Annotated in this window: 1 protein-coding gene; it reads right to left on the bottom strand. The window is 43.4% G+C overall.

The genetic code is table 11. The features are described from left to right. Nucleotides 1-242: GIY-YIG nuclease family protein (locus R0J87_RS23895; protein ID WP_498889515.1), on the bottom strand; the 242-nt coding region annotated here is incomplete at both ends.

Here is a 242-nt window from a genome sequence, read left to right as displayed (position 1 = left end):
CAGAAGCATCGCCAAGTTCCTTCACGCGGTCCATCGGTTCTAGGCGGCGCGTCATTCCAATTTTATAGACGTCTTCTCCGAATGATCCGATATTAGAGATAATGTAGACGTATCCAGCTCGTGTGTTTTGCTCACGATTCAATACATCTTCTTTATCTTTTTCAACTAGCGCCAATTTCGCTTCGAGCTCCAAAACTTTATGTTGAATGTCCGCTTTCTCATCACCAGAAGCTAATTCAAGA

The sequence above is a fragment of the Halomonas sp. SIMBA_159 genome (assembly GCF_046536035.1).
Lineage (GTDB): Bacteria > Pseudomonadota > Gammaproteobacteria > Pseudomonadales > Halomonadaceae > Vreelandella > Vreelandella venusta_A.
Note: the sequence above shows the minus strand (reverse complement) of the source record. Positions and strands in the feature narration are given on the sequence as shown.